Origin of the sequence: Streptomyces sp. DSM 110735, from assembly GCF_016482685.1 — a bacterium.
Classification (GTDB): Bacteria; Actinomycetota; Actinomycetes; order Streptomycetales; family Streptomycetaceae; genus Streptomyces.
The window spans coordinates 75246-94427 of record NZ_JACYHF010000003.1; the positions used below are offsets into that span (position 1 = coordinate 75246).

A 19182-nucleotide genomic window follows, 5' to 3' on the forward strand; every position below is an offset into this window, starting at 1 on the left:
GCCGGGCAGTCGAACGGGATTCGGGAGGAGCCGTCTTGGCCGAGGAAGAACAGCGGGCACCCGCAGCCGTCGTGTTCGACGCGCTGGGTCTCGCCTATGAGGAGGCGTTCGCCACCTCCGCGTCCCATCTCGCCTCGCTGGGCTGGCTGGTGGAGCGGCTGAAACCCGGCAGCCGGGTGCTGGACGTGGGCAGCGGGACGGGAAAGCCGACGGCGCGAGTGCTGGCGGACGCGGGGCACCGGGTGCTCGGCATCGATGTCTCGCCGGTGATGGTGGAGTTGGCCCGGCGGCAGGTCCCGGAAGCCGAGTTCCGGCTCGCGGACATCCGTGAACTGCCGCTCCCCGTCGGGTCGTTCGACGCGGTGTGCGCGTACTTCTCACTGCTCCAGATGACGCGCGGCGAACAGCGGTCCGTGGTAGGCAAGTTGGCCGCCGCGCTCCGTCCGGGCGGGCTCGCCGTGCTGGCGACGGTGCCGGTCGACGTGGAGGGCGTGGACGTGACGTTCATGGGCCAGCCGGTGCGGGTGACGAGCTTCGCCGCCGAGGACTTCGCCCAACTGGCGGCGGATTCCGGGCTGTCGGTGCTGGCGGAGGAGAACGTGATGTTCACGCCCGCGCACCCGGACGGCGGACCCGAGCCGCAGGTGTTCCTGTACTGCCGCCGGGACGAGGGCTGAGACGACGGCAGCGGCGGTGCGGGGCTCCTCGCCCGCGCACCGCCGCTGCCCTGTCGCTACGGCTGTTCGCTCAGGGTCAGTAGCGCAGGCGCCGCGCCCGGAGGAACATCACCAGGCCGGAGCCCGCCAGCAGGACGCCGATCGCGGCGGGCCAGAGCTGCGCGCCGGTCTCCGCGAGGCTGCCGCCGGACGTCTGGGGCTCGGTGCCGGTGGCGGGCGGCGGCGTGGTCTGCGGGACGGCTGCAGCGCCCGTGCTCTCGGGAGCGGAGGCGGAGACGGTGGCCTCGGCGGTCCCGGTGTCCTTGCCGGTGGGGGCGGTGGTGCGCTCGGCGGGGGCCGTGGTGCGGTCCGCCTTCGGCGCCTGGGCCGGCTTGGTGGTCTCGGTCGGACCGGCGGTGCTGCCGGGCTCGTCCTGCTTGCCGCCCTTGCCGTGGCCGTCGTGCTTGGTGCCGCCGGTCGGGGTGACGGTCGCGTCGGTCCTGGGCGGCTCGGCCGGGCTGCTCGCGGTGGCGGAGTCGCCGGGCTTGCCGCCGTCGGACGGCGCGGCGGTGCCCTTGTCGTCGCCGTTCTTGCCGCCGTCGCCCTGGTCGCCGCCGTTGCCGCCGTCGCCCGGGTTCGCCGTCGCGCCGCCGTTGTCGCCGCCGTTGTCGCCGCCCTTGTCACCGCCGTCGTCACCGCGCGGACCGCATGTACGCCCGGAGTTGATGCAGTCGACCATCTGGTCCATCAGGCCCTCGTCGAAGACGTTGATGAAGTCGCCGTGGTCGGTGACGGGCTTGTGCTGCTGCTCGGGGAAGGAGTCCACCGCGTACAACGGCACGGTCTTCCCGCCGTCGTTCAGGCTCGGCGCGTCCACGTCGTAGACGATGCGCTGGACCAACTGCGGGATGGGCTCGAAGCCCTGGGGGCAGGCGCCGTCCTGGCCCTCGAAGGCCACGTGCGTACGGTGGTTGGCGCTGTCGGTGTTGCGGCCGTCCCAGCAGCTCTGGAAGCGGAAGGTGCGCACCACGTCCGAACCGGACGGGCACAGCGGGTACTTGTCCTTGAGCTGCCGGTCCTCGAACCCGGTGCAGCTCCAGGACGCGTTGGCGTTGGCGGGACCGTTGACGAAGGACTTGGCGTCACCGGTGATGATGCGCAGCAGCCTCGGCATCGCGGTGACCTTGCCGCGCGGGTTGCCCTCGAAGGTGATGGTCACCTGCTTGGGCGTGACGATCTCGCCCGCGTTGCCCTCGGTGCCGCCGCCCGGGGCGCCCGCGTCCTTCTCCTGCTTGCCGTTCTGCAGCCGCACCACCGGCCAGTAGTACGTGGACTTGTCGCCCTTGTCGACACAGGAGGTGTCGGCCTTGGCGAGGTCGTCGTCGCTGGCGAAGGCGGTGTTGGACTGGTTGCCGACGTAGTCGTGGAAGTGGTGGGCGCCGTTGGAGACACCGGGGGCCACGATGACGTTGTCGGAGTTGCGCAGACCGTTCGCGTTGACACCGCACTCGGAGGTGAAGGAGCCGGTGGAGGCGTCCGAACCCTTCGCCGGTTGCGGCACGTTGGGCTGTACGGACTTGATGTCGGCGTAGTCCGCCGCGACGGGTCCGTTGCCGCCCTGGCCGGGTGCCGCGCTCTGGCCGTTGTCGGCGGGGGGCTGGGTGTCGGCGGGAGGTGTGCTCTCGGCCGAGGCGCTGTCGCCGGGGGCGCTCTGGGCGGGGCGCAGGGTGCAGGCGGCGAGCGCGTCGAGACCCTCGGGACGGTCCCCGGTGCGACCGATGGCGTCGGCCACGCGATCCAGGGTCGCCTTCCGCTTGTCCTTCAGCGGGTTCATGATCGGGCCGTCGGCGGCGGCCGGGTCCTGGCGTATCTCCGGTGCCGACTGCTGGAGTTGCTGGTAGGCGGCGGCGATCTGCTGGTCCAGCGTGGCGAGTTCGCGGTCCACGTCGGCGCGGGCAGCCTCCGGCACCTTCGTCAACTGGGTACCCACGTCGGGGCAGTCGATCGTGGCCATCCCGGCGGACTTGACCTGTCCGGTCGCCTCCGTGCCCTGCCCGCCCCAGCCGCCTTCGGAGGCCGAGGCGTAGACGTTCGCCGCGACGAGCCCACCGCCGCCGAGCATCAGTGCCATGGCGGCGAAGGTCACGCGTCGTGCGCCGGTCGGGCGTCTGCGCCTGTTGGGTTCCAAGGTCGATCCCCTGCGTGTCGTGGTCGGTCGGGGCGTGCTCGGTCGGGGCATGAGGTGTCCCGGACCCCATACGCGGGGCGGTGCGGATGTGTTCAACGGGTCCGGGGATTCAGGACGAACTCATAAGAAAAAAGGGTCACATGAGGCGCGCCGCCCTCTCGGTGCGACGGCTCCCGGGGTGTGGGGCACCAGCTCGCCGGGGGTGCGCTCCACTTCCCCCTCGAACACTGCCGTGAACATCACAAATACGTATCGGACATTCCACCCGACGACCTTCACACGAGTGACACAAGTTGGTTAGGTTGACGCCAAGGCCGCCCGGCTCCCCACCCCGTGAGCCCTCCGCGGCGCCCGGAGCGGGGGTTTCGACCGACTCGCGGGCGCGCCGGCCCGATTGCCCCGCGGGGCGAGGAAGGAGCGCGTCTCGCATGGCATCGGAGAACCCCGAAGAGGTGCGGAAGCGGATCGACTCCCTCTACGCCCGTGCCGAGAACGACACCGGCAACTTCAACGCGACCCGCGCGATGGCGGCGGCCACCCGTAAGCGGGGGGTGCCGCTGGCCAAGCAGCGGGGCGGCGGGTCCGATCCCGCGCTGGACGCCCTCGCCCAGCAGTGGTTCGACGTGGCCCGCGCCAAGCTGGGCCCGACGGTCCCGGCCGCGCTGCCGCCGGACCGGATGCCGGAGATCACCTCGGGCGGCCGCACCGACTACGCCCCCGAACTCACCGCCCCCTCCCCGCCCGCGCTCGGCGCCGGACCCTCCGGGGGGCGCGCGACGCCGGAGCTGCCGGTCGGCGGTCCCACGCCCGCCCTCCCGGGCGCGCGGCCTCCGGCAGCCCTGGAGGCGGGGTCGCCCGCCGCTCAGCTCCCGCCCGCGCAGGCCGCTTTCCCCACCCCGACGCCGCCGGGCTTCGCCGGACCGGGCATGACCGAGACCAGCGGTCTGATCCCGCTGCCCGCCATGACCGCGGGACCGCCGGAGCCGATGGCGTACGGCGCGCCCGCCGGTGCCGCGCTCGCCGCGCCGCCCGCCGGTCCCGCCCCGGCCGTCGCCCAGGAAGCCGCCGTCCGCGCGTCCAGCGGACTGCCCGCCACGCCGCCCGGCACCGAGGCCAAGTCCGAGTACCAGGACAAGCTCGCCTCCGCCAACCAGCTCCTCACCCGGCACCCGGTGCCGCCGACGACGCCTTCCGCACGGCCCGAGCGACCGCCGGTCCAGGCTGCTCAGCCCGCTCAGCCCGCGTCCCAGGCTCAGCCGGGGGGCCAGGCGCAGGCCACGGGACAGTGGCAGCAGCCCCAGCAGTGGGCGTCCGCACCTCCCGCCGCCGCGCCCGTCACCGACACCGGTGCGTGGGCGGCGTACGCGGCCATCCCGGACGCGGTCACGGACACGGGGTCGCTCGCGTACTTCCCGCCGACGCCGTCGCCGACGCCTGCAACAACTCCGGGTGCGGGCGCGGTGCCCGCCGGAGCCACGGGGGCGTACCCGGTGGGGGACACGGGCGCGTTCCAGACTGGGAGTACGGGCAACTTCCCGGGGAGGCTCCAGGGGGGCAGCACGGGTGCGTACCCGGTCGTGGACCCGGCGACGGCTCAAGCGGGGAACACGGGCGGGTTCCCGACGGCACCCACCAGTGCGCCCCAGGCGGCAAACACGGGGTCGTTCCCCGGGGTTGGGGCGGCGATGCCCCAGCAGGGCGGTACGGGTGCCTACCCGGTCGTGGACCCGGCGACGGCTCAGGCGGGAAACACGGGCGGGTTCCCGACGGCTCCCACCAGCACGCCTCAGGCAGCAAACGCGGAAACCTTCCCGGGAGTTGGCGTCGCGATGCCCCAGCAGGGCGGCACGGGTGCCTACCCGGCAGCCGACACCGGCGCGATGCAAGCCGCCAACGCGGGAGCCTTCGCCGGAGTCGGCGCCGCCGGGGCGTATCCGGCGCAGGACGCAAGCACCGGGACTTTCCCGGGAGTTGCTCAAGGGATGCCTCAGCAGGGTGGCACGGGTACGTTCCCGTCGGCCGCGAGCGGCGCCGCTCAGGCCGGAAACACGGGCACGTTCCCGGGAGTTGCCGCCGCGATGCCGCAGCAGCCCCCCGCCGACTCCCCGCAGACCGCGAGCGCTCAAGCCTTCCCTGCCGCCGCCCCGGCGTCGCCCCAGCAGGTCGGCACCGGCACGGTTCCGGTGAACCCGGCGGTCGATGCGGGGATGCTCCAGGCGGGCGCCACGGGCCAGTTCGACACCGCCGCCCCCGCGACGCAGCAGGCGGGCGGCACGGGCGCGTTCCCCGCCGTTGACCCGGCGACCCTCCAGACTGGCGCGTACCAGGCGGCAACCGCAGGCGCGACGCCCATGCCCGACCCGGCGATGGCGCAGATGGGCGCCCCCGCGGCACCCCCGGCCGCACCCTCCGCCGCGTACCAGACCGGCTCGTTCACCTTCCCGCCCCCGCAGGCCCAGGCCACCGCCGCGGCCCCACCCGCGCCGCCCGCCGCCCCGCAGGCAGCCCCCCAGCCCGCTCCCACCATGCCCCCGGCAGCCGCCGCCCCCGCCTACCCCCAGCAGCCCCCCGCCCAGGCCACCACCGGCTTCCCCACCGCCGCACCCGCCACCCCCGCCGCCAGCGAGTCCGCGCACGCGGTCCGTGCCGCCAAGGCCATCGCGTTCGCGCGGGCGCAGCTCGGGAAGCCGTGTGTCTGGGGAGCGACCGGACCGGACTCGTACGACTGCTCCAGCCTGACGCAGGGCGCGTGGCGGGCGGCCGGGGTCGCGCTGCCGCGTGCCGCGGCGGAGCAGGCGCTCGGGGGCAGCCCGGTGACCCTGGCCGCGATCCAGCCCGGTGACCTCGTACTGTTCTTCGAGGACGACCGGCACGTGGGGCTCTGCGTCGGCAACGGCACGATGATCCACGCCCCCGGCCCCGGCGCCCTCATCCGCGAGGAGTCGATCTACGGCGCGGGCGAGGCGGCGATCCACCGCGTGATCCGCCCCGCCTGACCCACCCGGCCAGGACCACCAGTCATACCGACCTGGTCACACAGACCACCAGTCACACATGGGGTCAGAACCCACACCTGACCCCATAACCCGACCTATCGCCCCATAAGAAAGCCTTATGAGTCCATAGACCGGACCCGTGTACTAACTTAGGGCTGCCTTAGCTTAGGCTTCCTGATCGAGTCGCCTGTCCACGCTCGAAGGGAACCTGATCATGCCGCGCCCCCTGCGGGTAGCCATCGTCGGAGCCGGCCCCGCCGGGATCTACGCCGCCGACGCCCTGCTGAAGTCCGAGACGGCCGCCGACCCCGGCGTGTCCATCGACATCTTCGAGCGGATGCCCGCCCCGTTCGGCCTGATCCGGTACGGCGTCGCGCCGGACCACCCGCGCATCAAGGGCATCATCACGGCCCTGCACCAGGTGCTCGACAAGCCGCAGATCCGCCTCTTCGGCAACGTCGACTACCCGACCGACCTCAGCCTGGACGACCTGCGCGCCTTCTACGACGCGGTGATCTTCTCCACCGGCGCGATGGCCGACCGCGAGATGTCGATCCCCGGCATCGAGCTGGACGGCTCCTACGGCGCCGCCGACTTCGTGTCCTGGTACGACGGTCACCCGGACGTGCCCCGCACCTGGCCGCTGGAGGCCGAGAAGGTCGCCGTGCTCGGCGTCGGCAACGTCGCCCTGGACGTCGCCCGCGTCCTCGCCAAGACGGCGGACGAGCTGCTGCCGACGGAGATCCCGCAGAACGTCTACGACGGTCTGAAGGCCAACAAGGCCCTGGAGGTCCACGTCTTCGGCCGCCGTGGCCCGGCGCAGGCGAAGTTCAGCCCGATGGAGCTGCGCGAGCTGGACCACTCCCCGAACATCGAGGTCATCGTCAACCCCGAGGACATCGACTACGACGCGGGCTCCATCGAGACCCGGCGCGGCAACAAGCAGTCCGACATGGTCGCCAAGACCCTGGAGAACTGGGCGATCCGCGATGTCGGCGACCGCCCGCACAAGCTCTTCCTGCACTTCTTCGAGTCCCCGGCGGAGATCCTCGGCGAGGACGGCAAGGTCGTGGGCCTGCGCACCGAGCGCACCGCCCTCGACGGCACCGGCAACGTCAAGGGCACCGGCGAGTTCAAGGACTGGGACGTCACCGCGGTCTACCGCGCGGTCGGCTACCTCTCCGAGAAGCTGCCCAAGCTGCCCTGGGACCTGGAGACGGGCACCGTCCCGGACGAGGGCGGCCGCGTCATCGAGGAGAGCGGCAACCACCTGCAGTCCACGTACGTCACGGGCTGGATCCGGCGCGGTCCGGTCGGTCTCATCGGCCACACCAAGGGCGACGCCAACGAGACGGTCGCCAACCTGCTGGAGGACTACGCGGGCGGCCGTCTGCAGACCCCGGCGACGCCCGAGCCGGAGGCGGTGGAGGCGTTCCTGGCCGAGCGGGGCGTCCGCTTCACCACCTGGGAGGGCTGGTACAAGCTGGACGCCGCCGAGCGCGCCCTCGGTGAGCCGCAGGGCCGCGCCCGCGTGAAGCTCGTCGAGCGCGAGGACATGCTCCGCGAGAGCGGCGCCTGAGCCACGCGGGCGGCGACCCCGCCGCGCAGGACAGGTACGAACTGAAGACCGAGACCCCCGGGGACCGCGAGCCGGTTCCCGGGGGTCTCGGCGCGCCCTGCGGCGTTCTCCCACGTGGACGGCGCGGGCGGCGTCCGAACGGGCGACGCGCCGTCGAGGGGACCGGCCGCAGCCCGGCGCACCCGAACGGTGATACTGGAGGACGCACCCGCCTCCATCAGCAGAATTGGCCCATGTCGAACTCCGCCACCGACCGCGACACCGTTCCCGAGACCCTCTGGGCGGCGCGGGGCCGTCACACCGGCCCCGCCCCCGAGGAGGTCGTGCGCCGCACCCTGCGGCGGCGCAAGGAGAGCGGGGACATAGACGACTTCGCCGAACCGGCCGTCCCCGGGGACGGGGACACCGACGCCCCCGGACCGCACGTCTTCGAGGCCCGCTGGCGCGCCGGGGGCGCGGTCACCGTGCGGGCCCGGATGACCCTCCTGCCCCGTACGGGACGCCCGGAGGGGTGCGAGTGGCGGCTGGTCGCGGAGGCGGAGCGGCCGTGGGACGAGTCGTGGCCGTCGCCCGCCACGCTGTTCTGGCCCGAGGGCGGCGCCCCGCAGGACAGCGGCTGGGACCACCACCCCACCGTCGCGGGTGTGCGGTTCCGGCAGGTCAACCCGCTTCCGGCGGACGACAAGGAGATGCGGCGCAGGCTGCGGGAGGCGGCGAAGGACGCCTGGTGCGTCAACCTGGTCGTGCACGAGGCGATGACCCCGGACGAGCGTGGCCGCCTGCCGCTGGCCGGGCTCCTTCCGGCGGGTCTGCGGCACCGCGTCGTGGAGCACCGGGCGAGCCCGCAGCAGTTCCGCGGGGTGAACTGGGCGCTGAAGGACCTCGGGGTCCAGGTGCCGCGCGGCGGTGCCGTACTGCTGCCCCCGGACCCGGCGCCGAAGGACTACGGCAGCGGCGACTTCAGCGTGCGCAGCGTGTTCCTGGACGGCTCCGAGCCCACCGAACTGGTCGGGGCGCTGCGGCGTTTCGTGGGGCTCTCCCGGCCGCTGCCCCGGGGTCTCGGGGAGGCTCTGACGGAGCTGCGGGACCACTGGACGCTGATGACGCTCCAGGAGGAGCTGGAGCGCGAGCGGCAGCGGGTGACGCGGTACGCGGAGGCGCTGGAGGCGATGACCACGTCGCGGGACCTGTACCGGCAGGCCGCCGAGGAGGCTCACGAGGCGCTGGCCGCCTACCGTGAGCCGGCGCCCGCCGGGCTGCCCCAGCAGCGGGCGGACGCCCGGACGGGTTCGCCGTTGCAGCAGCTCACGCGGACGTTCGAGCGGCTGAGGTTCAGCCCGAAGGGCGCGAAGTCCGGGTCCGTCCCCGGGGCGTCGTCGGGCGGCGGCGAGGCGGACCGGCCGGAGTGAGCGGGCCGCGGGTGCCGTAGGGCGGCGCGCGGCGGGCAGAGGGAAGACGTACGGTCCCGGGCGGTTCGCGCCGCCCGGGGCGACAAGGGGAGGGAGACCGTATGGATTCCACCACGATCCTGCTGCTGGTGGCCGCCGTCGTGGCGGCCGGGGTGCTCGCCGTCGCGGTCGTGCTGCTGGTGCGGCTGGTGCGGACCCGGCGCGGGCTGCGGCGGGCGGGGCTGCCGACGGGACCGCGCTGGGTGTTCTGGGGCGCGGTCGTCTATCTGCTGCTGCCGACCGACCTGCTGCCCGATCCGGTCTATCTGGACGACATCGGCGTGCTGCTGCTCGCCCTGCGCTCCATGCGGCCCCCGCGCCCCCTTACGGAGGAACCCGTACAGGCTCCCGCCGCCGAGGTGAAGCGGGGGCGTCCGGACGGGTCGTCGGGGCGGTCCTGGTAGTGCGCCGACGATCACCGGCTGTGACGGTCTCGCCTGATGGGGCCGGGCAGTGTAGACATGGGCACATGGTGCGACTGCCCGGCCGGCCCGACACGCGGACGCCCCGTTCGTTCGGGCATCCGCGCGCGCCCTTCGGCGCGCACCGACCGGACGGTACGCCAGGGCCCGGCTCCCAGCCCGGCGTGCTGCGGGCGGCGGTGTCCGCGCGCAGTGTCGCGGGGCAGGTGTTCATCCTCCAGGTCGTGATCGTGCTGCTGCTTGTCGTCGCTGCCGTGGTGGCACAGGTGCTCCAGGTGCGGCACGACAGCGATCTGGAGGCGCGCAACCGTTCGCTCGCCGCCGCCGGGTCGTTCGCCAACGCTCCGGGCACGGCGGCGGCGCTGCGCGCCCCGGACCCGACGGCGGCGCTCCAGCCGAGCGCGGAAGCCGCGCGCAAGGTGTCCAACGTGGACTTCATCGTCGTGATGAACACCGACGGCATCCGCTACACGCATCCCAACCCGGACCGCATCGGCAAGAAGTTCGTCGGCACCATCGGACCCGCGCTCAACGGGGGCACGGTCGTCGAGCACCTGAACGGGACCATAGGCCCGCTGGTCCAGGTCGTGGTGCCGGTGCGGGACTCCGGCGGCAAGGTGATCGGGCTGGTGTCCGCGGGCATCACCACCGCGCACGTCGGCGGCGCGGCAGACCAGCAGGTGCCGCTGCTCCTCGCGGCGGCAGCGGCGGCGCTCGCGCTGGCAACGGCGGGCACCGCGCTGGTCAGCAGGCGGCTGCTGCGGCAGACGCACGGCCTCGGCCCCTACGAGATGACCCGGATGTACGAGCACCACGACGCGGTGCTGCACGCCGTCCGGGAGGGTGTGCTGATCGTCGGCGGCGACGGGCGGCTGCTGCTCGCCAACGACGAGGCGCACCGCCTCCTCGACCTGCCCGACGACGCCGAGATGCGCAGCGTCCTCGATCTGGGCCTGGACGACGAGACGGCCGGTCTCCTCGCCTCCGGGCGGGTCGCGACGGACGAGGTGCACCTGGTCAAGGACAAGCTGGTCGCGATCAACCAGCGCCCCACCGATCTGGAGGGCGGTCCGCCCGGCAGCGTCACCACGCTGCGCGACTCCACCGAGCTGCGCGCCCTGTCCGGCCGGGCGGAGGTCGCGCGCGAGCGGCTGAACATGCTGTACGACGCCGGGGTGGGCATCGGCACCAGCCTGGACGTGAGCCGTACGGCGCAGGAGCTGGCCGAGCTGGCGGTGCCCCGGTTCGCGGACTTCGTGACGGTGGACCTGTTCGAGGCGGTGCTGAACGGCGAGGAGCCCAAGCCGGGCACCGACATGCGCCGGGCGGCGTACAGCGGCATCCGCAAGGACGCCCCGCTGTATCCGCTGGGCGAGCACATCCGGTTCGTGCCGACCTCCCCGCAGGCGCGCAGTCTCGCCACGGGGCAGTCGGTGGTGGAGCCGGACCTGCGGGACGCGCCGGGCTGGCGCGCGCAGGACGTGGAGCGCACCGGGGAGATCGTGGAGTACGGCATCCACTCGCTGATCACGGTGCCGCTGAGGACGGGCAACCTGATCCTCGGGGTGGCCAACTTCTGGCGCTCGGAGAAGCCGCAGCCCTTCGACGCCGAGGACGTCACCCTCGCCGAGGAACTGGTGGCGCGGGCGGCGGTGTCCATCGACAACGCCCGCCGCTACACGCGCGAGCACAGCATGGCGGTCACGCTCCAGCGCAGCCTGCTGCCCCGCTCGCTGCCCGCGCAGGACGCCCTGGACATCGCCTACCGCTATCTGCCCGCGCAGTCCGGAGTGGGCGGCGACTGGTTCGACGTGCTGCCCCTGCCGGGCGCCCGGGTCGCGCTCGTGGTCGGTGACGTGGTCGGGCACGGACTGCACGCGGCGGCGACGATGGGACGGCTGCGCACGGCGGTGCACAACTTCTCCTCGCTCGACCTGCCGCCCGACGAACTCCTCGGTCTGCTGGACGAGCTGGTGGGCCGGATCGACCAGGACGAGACCCCGGCGGACGGCGCGGCAGCGGTGACCGGGGCGACCTGTCTGTACGCGGTGTACGACCCGGTGTCCCGGCGCTGCACCATCGCGCGCGCCGGTCATCTGCCGCCCGCGGTGGTCTACCCGGACGGCCGGGTGGAGTTCCCGGACGTGCCCGCCGGTCCCCCGCTGGGTCTGGGCGGGCTGCCGTTCGAGACGGCGGAGCTGGAGCTGCCCGAGGGCAGCCGTCTGGTGCTCTACACCGACGGTCTGGTGGAGGACCGGGACCGGGACATCGACGTGGGTCTCGACCTGCTGCGCGACGCGCTCGGTCACGCGCCGGACGCCTCGCCGGAGGAGACCTGCCAGGTCGTCCTCGACCGGCTGCCGCTGCGGCCCGCCGACGACGTGGCGCTCATCGTGGCCGAGACGCGGATCCTGGGCGAGGACCGCGTGGCCGAGTGGGAGGTGCCCGCCGATCCGGCGGCGGTCTCGGAGATCCGGGCGAAGGTGACCCGGCAGCTCGCGGACTGGAACCTGGAGGAGCTGACCTTCACCACGGAGCTGATCCTGAGCGAGCTGGTCACCAACGCCATCCGCTACGGACGCGGTCCCATCGGCGTACGGCTGCTGCTCGCCCGCTCGCTGATCTGCGAGGTCTCCGACGGTACGACGACCTCACCGCACCTGCGCTACGCGGCGAGCACCGACGAGGGCGGCCGGGGGCTGTTCCTGGTGGCGCAGATCGCGGACCGCTGGGGCACCCGGTACACCCCCACCGGCAAGATCATTTGGGCGGAGCAGCCGCTGCCGTGACCTCGGCTGGAGGCGCTTGCGTTCAGAGGCGGCGCTGCCAGGTCTGGCCGTTGAGGTCGTGGCCGAAGCTGTGGTGGGGGTCCTCGGCGGTCAGCTCGAAGCCGTGGCGCTGGTAGAGGCGGCGGGCGGAGCCGAGGACGTCGTTGGTCCACAGGGTGATCGCCTCGTACCCGGATGCGCGGGCGAAGTCCAGGCACTCGTCGATCAGCCGGGCGCCGACGCCGAGTCCGCGGGTCGCCGGGTCGACGAGGAGCAGGCGCAGCTTGGCGGTGCGGTCGTCCGCGCGCACGCAGAAGACACAGCCCGCCCGCTGTCCGTCCACCTCCGCGATCCACGCCGCCCGCGGTCCGGGTTCCTTGCCGTCGGCGTAGTCGGCGACGATCCGGCAGACCAGTGCCTCGAAGTCGGTGTCCCAGCCGAACTCCCGGTCGTAGAACTCCCCGTGGGCCATCACGACCCAGCCCAGGTCGCCGGGCCGGCCCAGGGGTCGTACGACCGCCGTACGCTCCGTCATCGCGTCCTCCCGGTACCCTTCCGCGTCACTGAAACGACTGTTTCAGTAGACTAGCTCCTGTGAGCCCCGCCGAGCCAGACCCCTCCCCCCGCCGCCGGGAACTCCTGGAGGCCGCCTACGCCTACGCGCTGCGCGGCGGTCTCGCGGAGCTGTCCCTGCGCCCGCTCGCGGAGGCGATCGGGTCCAGTCCGCGGGTGCTGCTCTACCTCTTCGGCAGCAAGGACGGGCTGATCCGCGCCCTGCTCGCGCGGGCGCGCGCCGACGAGCTGGCCGCGCTGCGGCGGATCATGGACATGCGGGAGTCGCCGGAGGCGCCCGGCGGGCTGCGGGTGGTCGCGCGGGAGCTGTGGCGGTGGCTGTCCGACGACGCCCACCGGGGGCTGCTGACCTTGTGGGTGGAGAGCTACGCCCGCTCCCTCACCGACCCGGACGGTCCGTGGGGCGGCTTCGCGCGGGCCACGGTCGAGGACTGGCTGACGCTGCTCGCGGACGCGCAGCCCGCCGCGCCGCGGGAGACCGGGGCGGCGCGCGCGGAGCGGACCCTGGTGCTCGCGGTGCTGCGGGGCGGGCTGCTGGACCTGCTGGCGACGGGCGACACCGAGCGGGTCACTGCGGCGGTCCACCACCAACTGGGCTCAATGTAGGGCTGGTTCACCCCAGCGCCCGGTCCAGGTTGAATGCCGCGCTGATCAGGGAGAGATGGGTGAACGCCTGCGGGAAATTGCCCTGTTGCTCTCCGGTGCGGCCGATCTCCTCGGCGTAGAGCCCGAGATGGTTGGCGTAGGTGAGCATCTTCTCGAAGGCGAGACGGGCTTCGTCCAGACGACCCGCGCGGACGAGTGCCTCGACGTACCAGAACGAGCAGATGGAGAAGGTGCCTTCGTCGCCGCGCAGACCGTCGGGGCTGGCGCCGGGGTCGTAGCGGTAGACGAGGGAGTCGGAGACCAGTTCCTCGGTGAGGACGTCCAGGGTGGAGAGCCACTTGGGGTCGGTGGGGGCGATGAACTTGGCGAGCGGCATCATCAGTACGGAGGCGTCCAGGACGTCGCTCGCCTCGTGCTGCACGAAGGCGTGGCGCCGCTCCGACCAGCCGCGGTCCATGATCCGACGGTAGACGGCGTCGCGGGCCTGGCGCCAGCGGCGGTGGTCGGCGGGCAGCCCGCGGCGGTTGGCGAGGCGGATGGCGCGCTCGATGGCGACCCAGCACATCAGCCGGGAGTACAGGAAGTTCTTGCGGCCGCCCCGGGTCTCCCACACGCCCTCGTCGGGCTGGTCCCAGTGGTCGCAGACCCAGTCGACCAGGTGGCACACGTCGTCCCACTGGGCGCTGGAGATGGGCTGGGCCCACTTGTCGTAGAGGTAGATGGAGTCCACCAGGGCGCCGTAGATGTCGAGTTGGAGCTGTCCGGCGGCGGCGTTGCCGACGCGGACCGGTGCGGAGCCGCGGTAGCCCTCCAGGTGGGGCAGTTCGCGCTCGGGCAACTGGGTGCGGCCGTCGATGCCGTACATGATCTGGAGCGGACCGCGTGCCGCGCCGTCGCCGGGGCTGATGTGGGTGGTCAGGAAGCGCATGAACGCCTCCGCCTCGCCGCTGAAGCCGAGCCGGAGCAGGGCGTACACGGCGAAGGCGGCGTCGCGCACCCAGACGTAGCGGTAGTCCCAGTTGCGCTCGCCGCCGAGTTGTTCGGGCAGGCTGGTGGTGGGGGCGGCGACGATGGCGCCGGTGGGGGCGTAGGTGAGCAGCTTGAGGGTCAGGGCGGAGCGGTGGACCATCTCGCGCCAGCGTCCCCGGTAGCGGGACTGGGCGAGCCAGCGGCGCCAGTAGGCGACGGTCGCGTTGAACTCCTGCTCCGCCTCGGCGTGGGCGCAGCCGCGCGGGGCGATCTCGTCGCCCGCCTGGTCGAGGGCGAACACGGCGGTCTCGCCCTCGCCGAGCTTGAAATCGCCCCGGGCGTCACGACCGTCGCACTCCAGCGGGACGGTGGTGGTGAGCGCGAGGGACAGCGCGGGCGACTCGAAGAGCATCCGCCCTTCGTCGTCGCGCACGGTGTGCGGGTCGGCGCCGTAGCCGAAGCGCGGGGCGACCAGGACGCGGAACGGGACGGTGCCGCGGACGCAGACCACGCGCCGTATCAGCCGGTGGCGGCTCTCCTCCGCCTGGTCGTCGCCGGTGACCGGCATGAAGTCCTGCACCTCCCCCACACCCTCCTCGGTGAAGAACCGGGTGATGAGCACATTGGTGTCGGGGAAGTAGAACTGCTTGGTCCGGGCGGGTACGGCCGCCGCCAGCGCGAACCGTCCGCCGCGCTCGGGGTCGAGCAGCGCCGCGAACACACTCGGCGCGTCGAAGGACGGGCAGCAGTACCAGTCGATGGTCCCGTCGCTGCCGACCAGCGCCACGCTCCGCAGATCCCCCACGAGCCCGTGCTCGGCGATGGGCAGGTGGCGGGCGCCGCCCCTGGAGATGTCCTGCTGAAAGGAGGTCCCGTCCATCGCCGCTGCCTCCCGGTGGGATACGGGGTGCTTCCAGCTTAGGGCGGGGTGGGAGGTGTTCGTGCGCTCCGGGGCGTGGGGATGTGTGGGGGGCGTCGGGGGCGGGCAGGCGGTCCGGCACCGGTCGCCGGGCGGTCTCCGGATGCGGGGTGTGGCCCGGCGGGCAATGGTGAAAGGGTGCCCCGTTCTGCGGGCACCGGAACGGATGCGCCCATCCGGACCGACGAGGAGGCATCATGTCCCGCTCAACATCCGAAGAGTCCCGGTCGTCCGACGAGTACTGCACCCCGGACGCCCTGCTCCACACCGCTCCCTCCCGGGACGTCTCGCCGGAGGACCTGGTGATGGCGGCGGGCAGGGACGTCACGCCGAAGAACCTGGACTGGGCCCGCCGCAAGCTGGAGAGCGAGGGCTCGGCGGCGGTCGAGAAGCTGCTGCCCTAGATCGGCTGCGGCGCGCGGGGCGGTGCCGCTCCGCGCGCCGCGGGTTTCGGCCATGACCGGCGACGGCAAGGTGATGCGGCGCTGCGCCGGGGCGCTGGAGAACGAGGTGCTGACCGCGCTCTGGGCCACCGACCGGCCGCTGACCCCTGCCGAGATCCAGGCGGGCATCGGCGGTCTCGCCTACAACACCGTGCACACCATCCTCAAGCGCCTCTACGACAAGGGTCTGGTCCTGCGCGACGCGGACGGCCGCCGAGGGGCGTACCGCCCCGCCAAACACCCCGCCCAACTGACCGCCGAGCTGCTGCGCCGCACCCTGGACCAGTGCCCCGACCCCATCGGCGCCCTCGCCCGCCTGATCCCCCTGCTGCGCCCGGAGGAGACCCGGGCGCTACGCGGCTTCCTGACGACCGACCCGGACGGCGGCACCGGACACGGGAGGACCGCCGTCCCCGACGGTGCCCCCGAGCCGGACGCGACCCGGACGCGACCCCCTGGCGAGAGCGGGTCCAGCCGGACCCGAGGCGCCCCCACCGCGTGAGCGCACCCCCCCTCACACGTCCCGCGGCTCCCGGTGCGGCGGCTGTTCCGGTGCCTGCCGCAGCGGTGCCGGAGGCAAGGGGCGCACCGCCGGTTCGCCGGTGTTCAGGGTGAACGGTTCGCCGTGGTGGCTGAGGACCAGTGGGGGTCCGTCGAGGAGGGAGTACGTCGCCTTGTCGGCGCTGATCTCGACCCGGAGGCGGCGTCCCCGGTACTGGAGGTGGAAGGCGAGGCGGCGCAGGTGTTCGGGGAGGCGGGGGGCGAAGCGCAGACCGGAGCGGCCGACGGGGCGCCGCATGCCGCCGAAGCCCGCGACCAGGGCCATCCAGGTACCGGCGAGCGAGGCGATGTGCAGTCCGTCGCGGGTGTTGTGCTCCAGGTCGTGCAGGTCCATCAGGGCCGCCTCGGTGGTGTAGGCGTAGGCGAGCCTGAGGTGTCCGGTCTGGGCGGCGATGACGGCCTGGCAGCAGGCGGACAGGGAGGAGTCGCGGACGGTCAGCGGCTCGTAGTAGGCGAAGTTCCGGGCGATCTGCTCGTCGTCGAAGCAGGTGTCGCAGGTGTACATCGCGAGGATCAGGTCGGCCTGTTTGACGACCTGCTTGCGGTAGAGGTCGAAGTACGGGAAGTGCAGCATCAGCGGGTACTGGTCGGGTCCGGTGCCCGCGAAGTCCCAGCGCTGGTAGCGGGTGAAGCCCGCGCTCTGCTCGTGGACGCCGAGTTCGTCGTTGTAGGGGATGTTCATCGCCTCGGCGGCGTCGCGCCAGGCCGCGCTCTCCTCCTCGTCGGCGCCGAGCCGCTGCGCCTCCTTGGGGTGCCGTTCGACCATGTCGGCCGCAGCGAGCAGGTTCTGACGGGCCATCAGGTTGGTGTACGCGTTGTCGTCCGAGATGGCGCTGTACTCGTCGGGTCCGGTCACGCCGTCGATGTGGAAGGCGCCGTGGTGGTCGTGATGCCCCAGGGAGCGCCACAACCGGGCGGTCTCCACGAGCAGTTCGACGCCGACCTCCCGCTCGAAGCGGACGTCGCCCGTCGCCTCGACGTACCGGACGACCGCGTCCGCGATGTCCGCGTTCACATGGAACGCGGCGGTGCCGGCCGGCCAGTACGCGGAGCCCTCCGAGCCCTCGATGGTGCGCCAGGGGAACGCGGCTCCGCCGAGCCCGAGTTGGGCGGCGCGTTCGCGCGCGGCGTCGAGGGTGTTGTGCCGCCAGCGCAGCGCTTCGGCGACGGCGCGCGGGGAGGTGTGGGTGAGCACGGGGAGCACGAACATCTCGGTGTCCCAGAAGGCGTGCCCGTCGTAGCCGGAGCCGGTGAGCCCCTTGGCGGGGATCGCGCGCTGCTCGGCGCGGGCGCCCGCCTGGAAGACGTGGAAGAGACCGAAGCGCACGGCCTGCTGGATCTCCTCGTCGCCGTCCACCTCGACGTCGGCGCGGGCCCAGAAGTCGTCCAGGCAGGCGCGCTGGTCGGCGAGGAGACCCTGCCAGCCGTCGTGCGAGGCGGCGGCGAGGGCGGCGTCCACCTGGTCGGCCATCGCGGGCAGCGAACGGGTGCCGGACCAGCCGTGCGCGACCAGTTTCTCCACCCGCAGGGTCTGCCCCGGCTCCAGGACGGAGGTGACGGTGAGCCGGGCGACGTCGGTGCCGCTCTCGCTGCGGCTGGTGGTGCGCCCGGGCCCGGAGACGACGTGGTCGGCGGCGACGGCGACCCGCAGTCCGCTGCGCTTGGTGCGGTGGACCAGGCGCAGCCGCTCGCCGGAGGCGAAGCCGTCCTCCTGCTCCAGCGGGGAGTGCGGGGTCATCGCGGCGCGCGGGTCGCCGTTGGGTCCCGGCAGGCTCTCGTTGGCGACCAGCTCGGACTGGATGACGACCCGGCTGCGGCGCCCGACGGCCTCCACCTCGTAGGCGATGGCGGCCACCGCGCGCTGGGTGAGCGAGACCAGACGGGTGGCGCGGACCCGGACCGTGGACCCGGCGGGCGAGGTCCACTCGCAGGTGCGCTCCAGGACCCCGCGCCGCATGTCGAGGACGCGCTCGTGGGAGACGAGACGCCCGTAGCGCAGGTCGAACGGCTCGTCGTCGACGAGCAGCCGCAGGATCTTGCCGTTGGTGATGTCGATGACGCTCTGCCCGGACTCCGGATAGCCGTATCCTGCCTCGGCGTACGGCAGCGGGTGCAGCTCGTGCACGCCGTTGAGATAGCTGCCCGGCAGACCGTGCGGCTCGCCCTCGTCGAGGTTGCCGCGCCAGCCGACATGGCCGTTGGACAGGGCGAAGACCGACTCGCTCTGGGCGAGGATGTCCAGGTCGAGCGCCGTCTCGCGGACGGTCCACGGTTCGACGGTGTAGGCGCGCTCCGTGATCACTGCTTTCCTCCCAGCTCGGCGAGGTCCTTCACGACGATATGCGCGCCGTGCGCGTAGAGCGCGTCGGCCTGTCCGGTCCGGTCGAGTCCGACGACGTATCCGAAGCCGCCCGCGCGCCCCGCGTCCATCCCGGCGAGCGCGTCCTCGAAGACGGCGGCGCGCCCTGGCTCGATGCCGAGGTCGTGGGCGGCGGCGAGGAAGGTGTCGGGGCGCGGCTTGCCCGGCAGATGCCGTTCGGCGGCGACGACCCCGTCGATCCGTACGTCGAAGAGGTCCTCGGCGCCGACCGCGCGCAGCACGTCCCGGCAGTTGGCGCTGGACGACACGATGGCGGTCGGCAGCCCCTGCGCCCTGACCGCCTCGATGTAGCGCAGCGTCCCGTCGTACGCCTCCACGCCCCCGCTGCGGATCTTCTCCAGCAGCAGTTCGTTCTTGCGGTTGCCGAGTCCGTTGACGGTGTCGGCGTCCGGCGGGTCGTCCGGGCTTCCCTCGGGCAGATGGATGTCCCGCGATTCCAGGAAGGCCCGCACGCCGTCCGCGCGGGGGCGTCCGTCCACGTACTCGTCGTAGTCGGCGACCGCGTCGAACGGCCGCCCCTGCTCCCCCTCGTAGCCGCGCAGATACGCGTCGAAGGTCTCCTTCCACGCGGCCGCGTGCACCACGGCCGTCTTCGTCACGACGCCATCGAGGTCGAACAGGCAGGCCAGGATGGTGTCGGGCAGTCCGAGCTGAGTCATAACAGCCAGCCTTCC

The 19182-nt window shown here is 73.0% G+C and carries 14 protein-coding genes; 9 read left to right on the forward strand and 5 right to left on the reverse strand.

Features of this window, described 5'->3' with window-relative positions:
* Positions 1-35 precede the first annotated feature (35 nt).
* Complete coding sequence (locus IF655_RS05790) at positions 36-677, forward strand: bifunctional 2-polyprenyl-6-hydroxyphenol methylase/3-demethylubiquinol 3-O-methyltransferase UbiG (protein WP_199582510.1); 642 nt, start codon at positions 36-38, stop codon at positions 675-677.
* Positions 678-753: 76 nt separating this feature from the next.
* Here the strand turns inward: IF655_RS05790 and IF655_RS05795 are convergent, their stop codons facing one another.
* Complete coding sequence (locus tag IF655_RS05795; protein WP_199583313.1) at positions 754-2778, reverse strand: DUF1996 domain-containing protein; 2025 nt, start codon at positions 2776-2778, stop codon at positions 754-756.
* A 494-nt stretch (positions 2779-3272) separates the two neighbouring features.
* On the opposite strand from IF655_RS05795, the gene IF655_RS31045 reads away from it, so the two are divergent.
* The 5 genes from IF655_RS31045 (at position 3273) to IF655_RS05820 (ending at position 12078) form a co-directional block, all read left to right on the forward strand.
* Complete coding sequence (locus IF655_RS31045) at positions 3273-5840, forward strand: NlpC/P60 family protein (protein ID WP_242488573.1); 2568 nt, start codon at positions 3273-3275, stop codon at positions 5838-5840.
* 214 nt (positions 5841-6054) lie between these two features.
* Positions 6055-7419: an FAD-dependent oxidoreductase gene (locus IF655_RS05805; protein ID WP_199582512.1), complete on the forward strand. Its 1365-nt coding sequence runs from the start codon at positions 6055-6057 to the stop codon at positions 7417-7419.
* A 233-nt stretch (positions 7420-7652) separates the two neighbouring features.
* Positions 7653-8828, forward strand: a complete 1176-nt coding sequence (locus IF655_RS05810) for a hypothetical protein (RefSeq protein WP_199582515.1) — start codon at positions 7653-7655, stop codon at positions 8826-8828.
* A gap of 101 nt (positions 8829-8929) precedes the next feature.
* Positions 8930-9271: a DUF1232 domain-containing protein gene (locus IF655_RS05815; protein ID WP_199582518.1), complete on the forward strand. Its 342-nt coding sequence runs from the start codon at positions 8930-8932 to the stop codon at positions 9269-9271.
* A 65-nt stretch (positions 9272-9336) separates the two neighbouring features.
* Entirely contained in the window at positions 9337-12078 is a 2742-nt protein-coding gene (locus tag IF655_RS05820; protein ID WP_206775501.1) for a SpoIIE family protein phosphatase/ATP-binding protein, read from the forward strand.
* 22 nt (positions 12079-12100) lie between these two features.
* On the opposite strand, the gene IF655_RS05825 is transcribed toward IF655_RS05820, so the two are convergent.
* A complete protein-coding gene (locus tag IF655_RS05825; RefSeq protein WP_199582521.1) occupies positions 12101-12592 on the reverse strand; it encodes a GNAT family N-acetyltransferase in 492 nt (163 codons plus the stop codon).
* Between the two features lie 59 nt (positions 12593-12651).
* Between IF655_RS05825 and IF655_RS05830 the strand changes: the two genes are divergently transcribed.
* On the forward strand, positions 12652-13236 hold the full coding sequence (locus IF655_RS05830) for a TetR family transcriptional regulator (RefSeq protein WP_199582524.1): 585 nt from the start codon (positions 12652-12654) through the stop codon (positions 13234-13236).
* A 7-nt stretch (positions 13237-13243) separates the two neighbouring features.
* On the opposite strand, the gene IF655_RS05835 is transcribed toward IF655_RS05830, so the two are convergent.
* Entirely contained in the window at positions 13244-15085 is a 1842-nt protein-coding gene (locus tag IF655_RS05835; RefSeq protein WP_199582527.1) for a glycoside hydrolase family 15 protein, read from the reverse strand.
* Positions 15086-15321: 236 nt separating this feature from the next.
* On the opposite strand from IF655_RS05835, the gene IF655_RS05840 reads away from it, so the two are divergent.
* Positions 15322-15528 (forward strand): hypothetical protein, encoded by a 207-nt coding sequence (locus IF655_RS05840; RefSeq protein WP_199582530.1) that lies wholly within the window; start codon positions 15322-15324, stop codon positions 15526-15528.
* A gap of 52 nt (positions 15529-15580) precedes the next feature.
* The gene (locus tag IF655_RS05845; RefSeq protein WP_199582533.1) at positions 15581-16069 is read left to right on the forward strand and encodes a BlaI/MecI/CopY family transcriptional regulator; all 489 of its coding nucleotides are present in this window, start codon (positions 15581-15583) and stop codon (positions 16067-16069) included.
* 12 nt (positions 16070-16081) lie between these two features.
* Here IF655_RS05845 and IF655_RS05850 read toward each other — a convergent pair whose 3' ends face one another.
* A complete protein-coding gene (locus IF655_RS05850) occupies positions 16082-18430 on the reverse strand; it encodes a glycoside hydrolase family 65 protein (RefSeq protein WP_199582535.1) in 2349 nt (782 codons plus the stop codon).
* Complete coding sequence (locus tag IF655_RS05855) at positions 18427-19167, reverse strand: HAD family phosphatase (protein ID WP_199582537.1); 741 nt, start codon at positions 19165-19167, stop codon at positions 18427-18429. The genes IF655_RS05850 and IF655_RS05855 overlap by 4 nt, the downstream gene beginning before the upstream one ends.
* Positions 19168-19182: the final 15 nt, after the last annotated feature.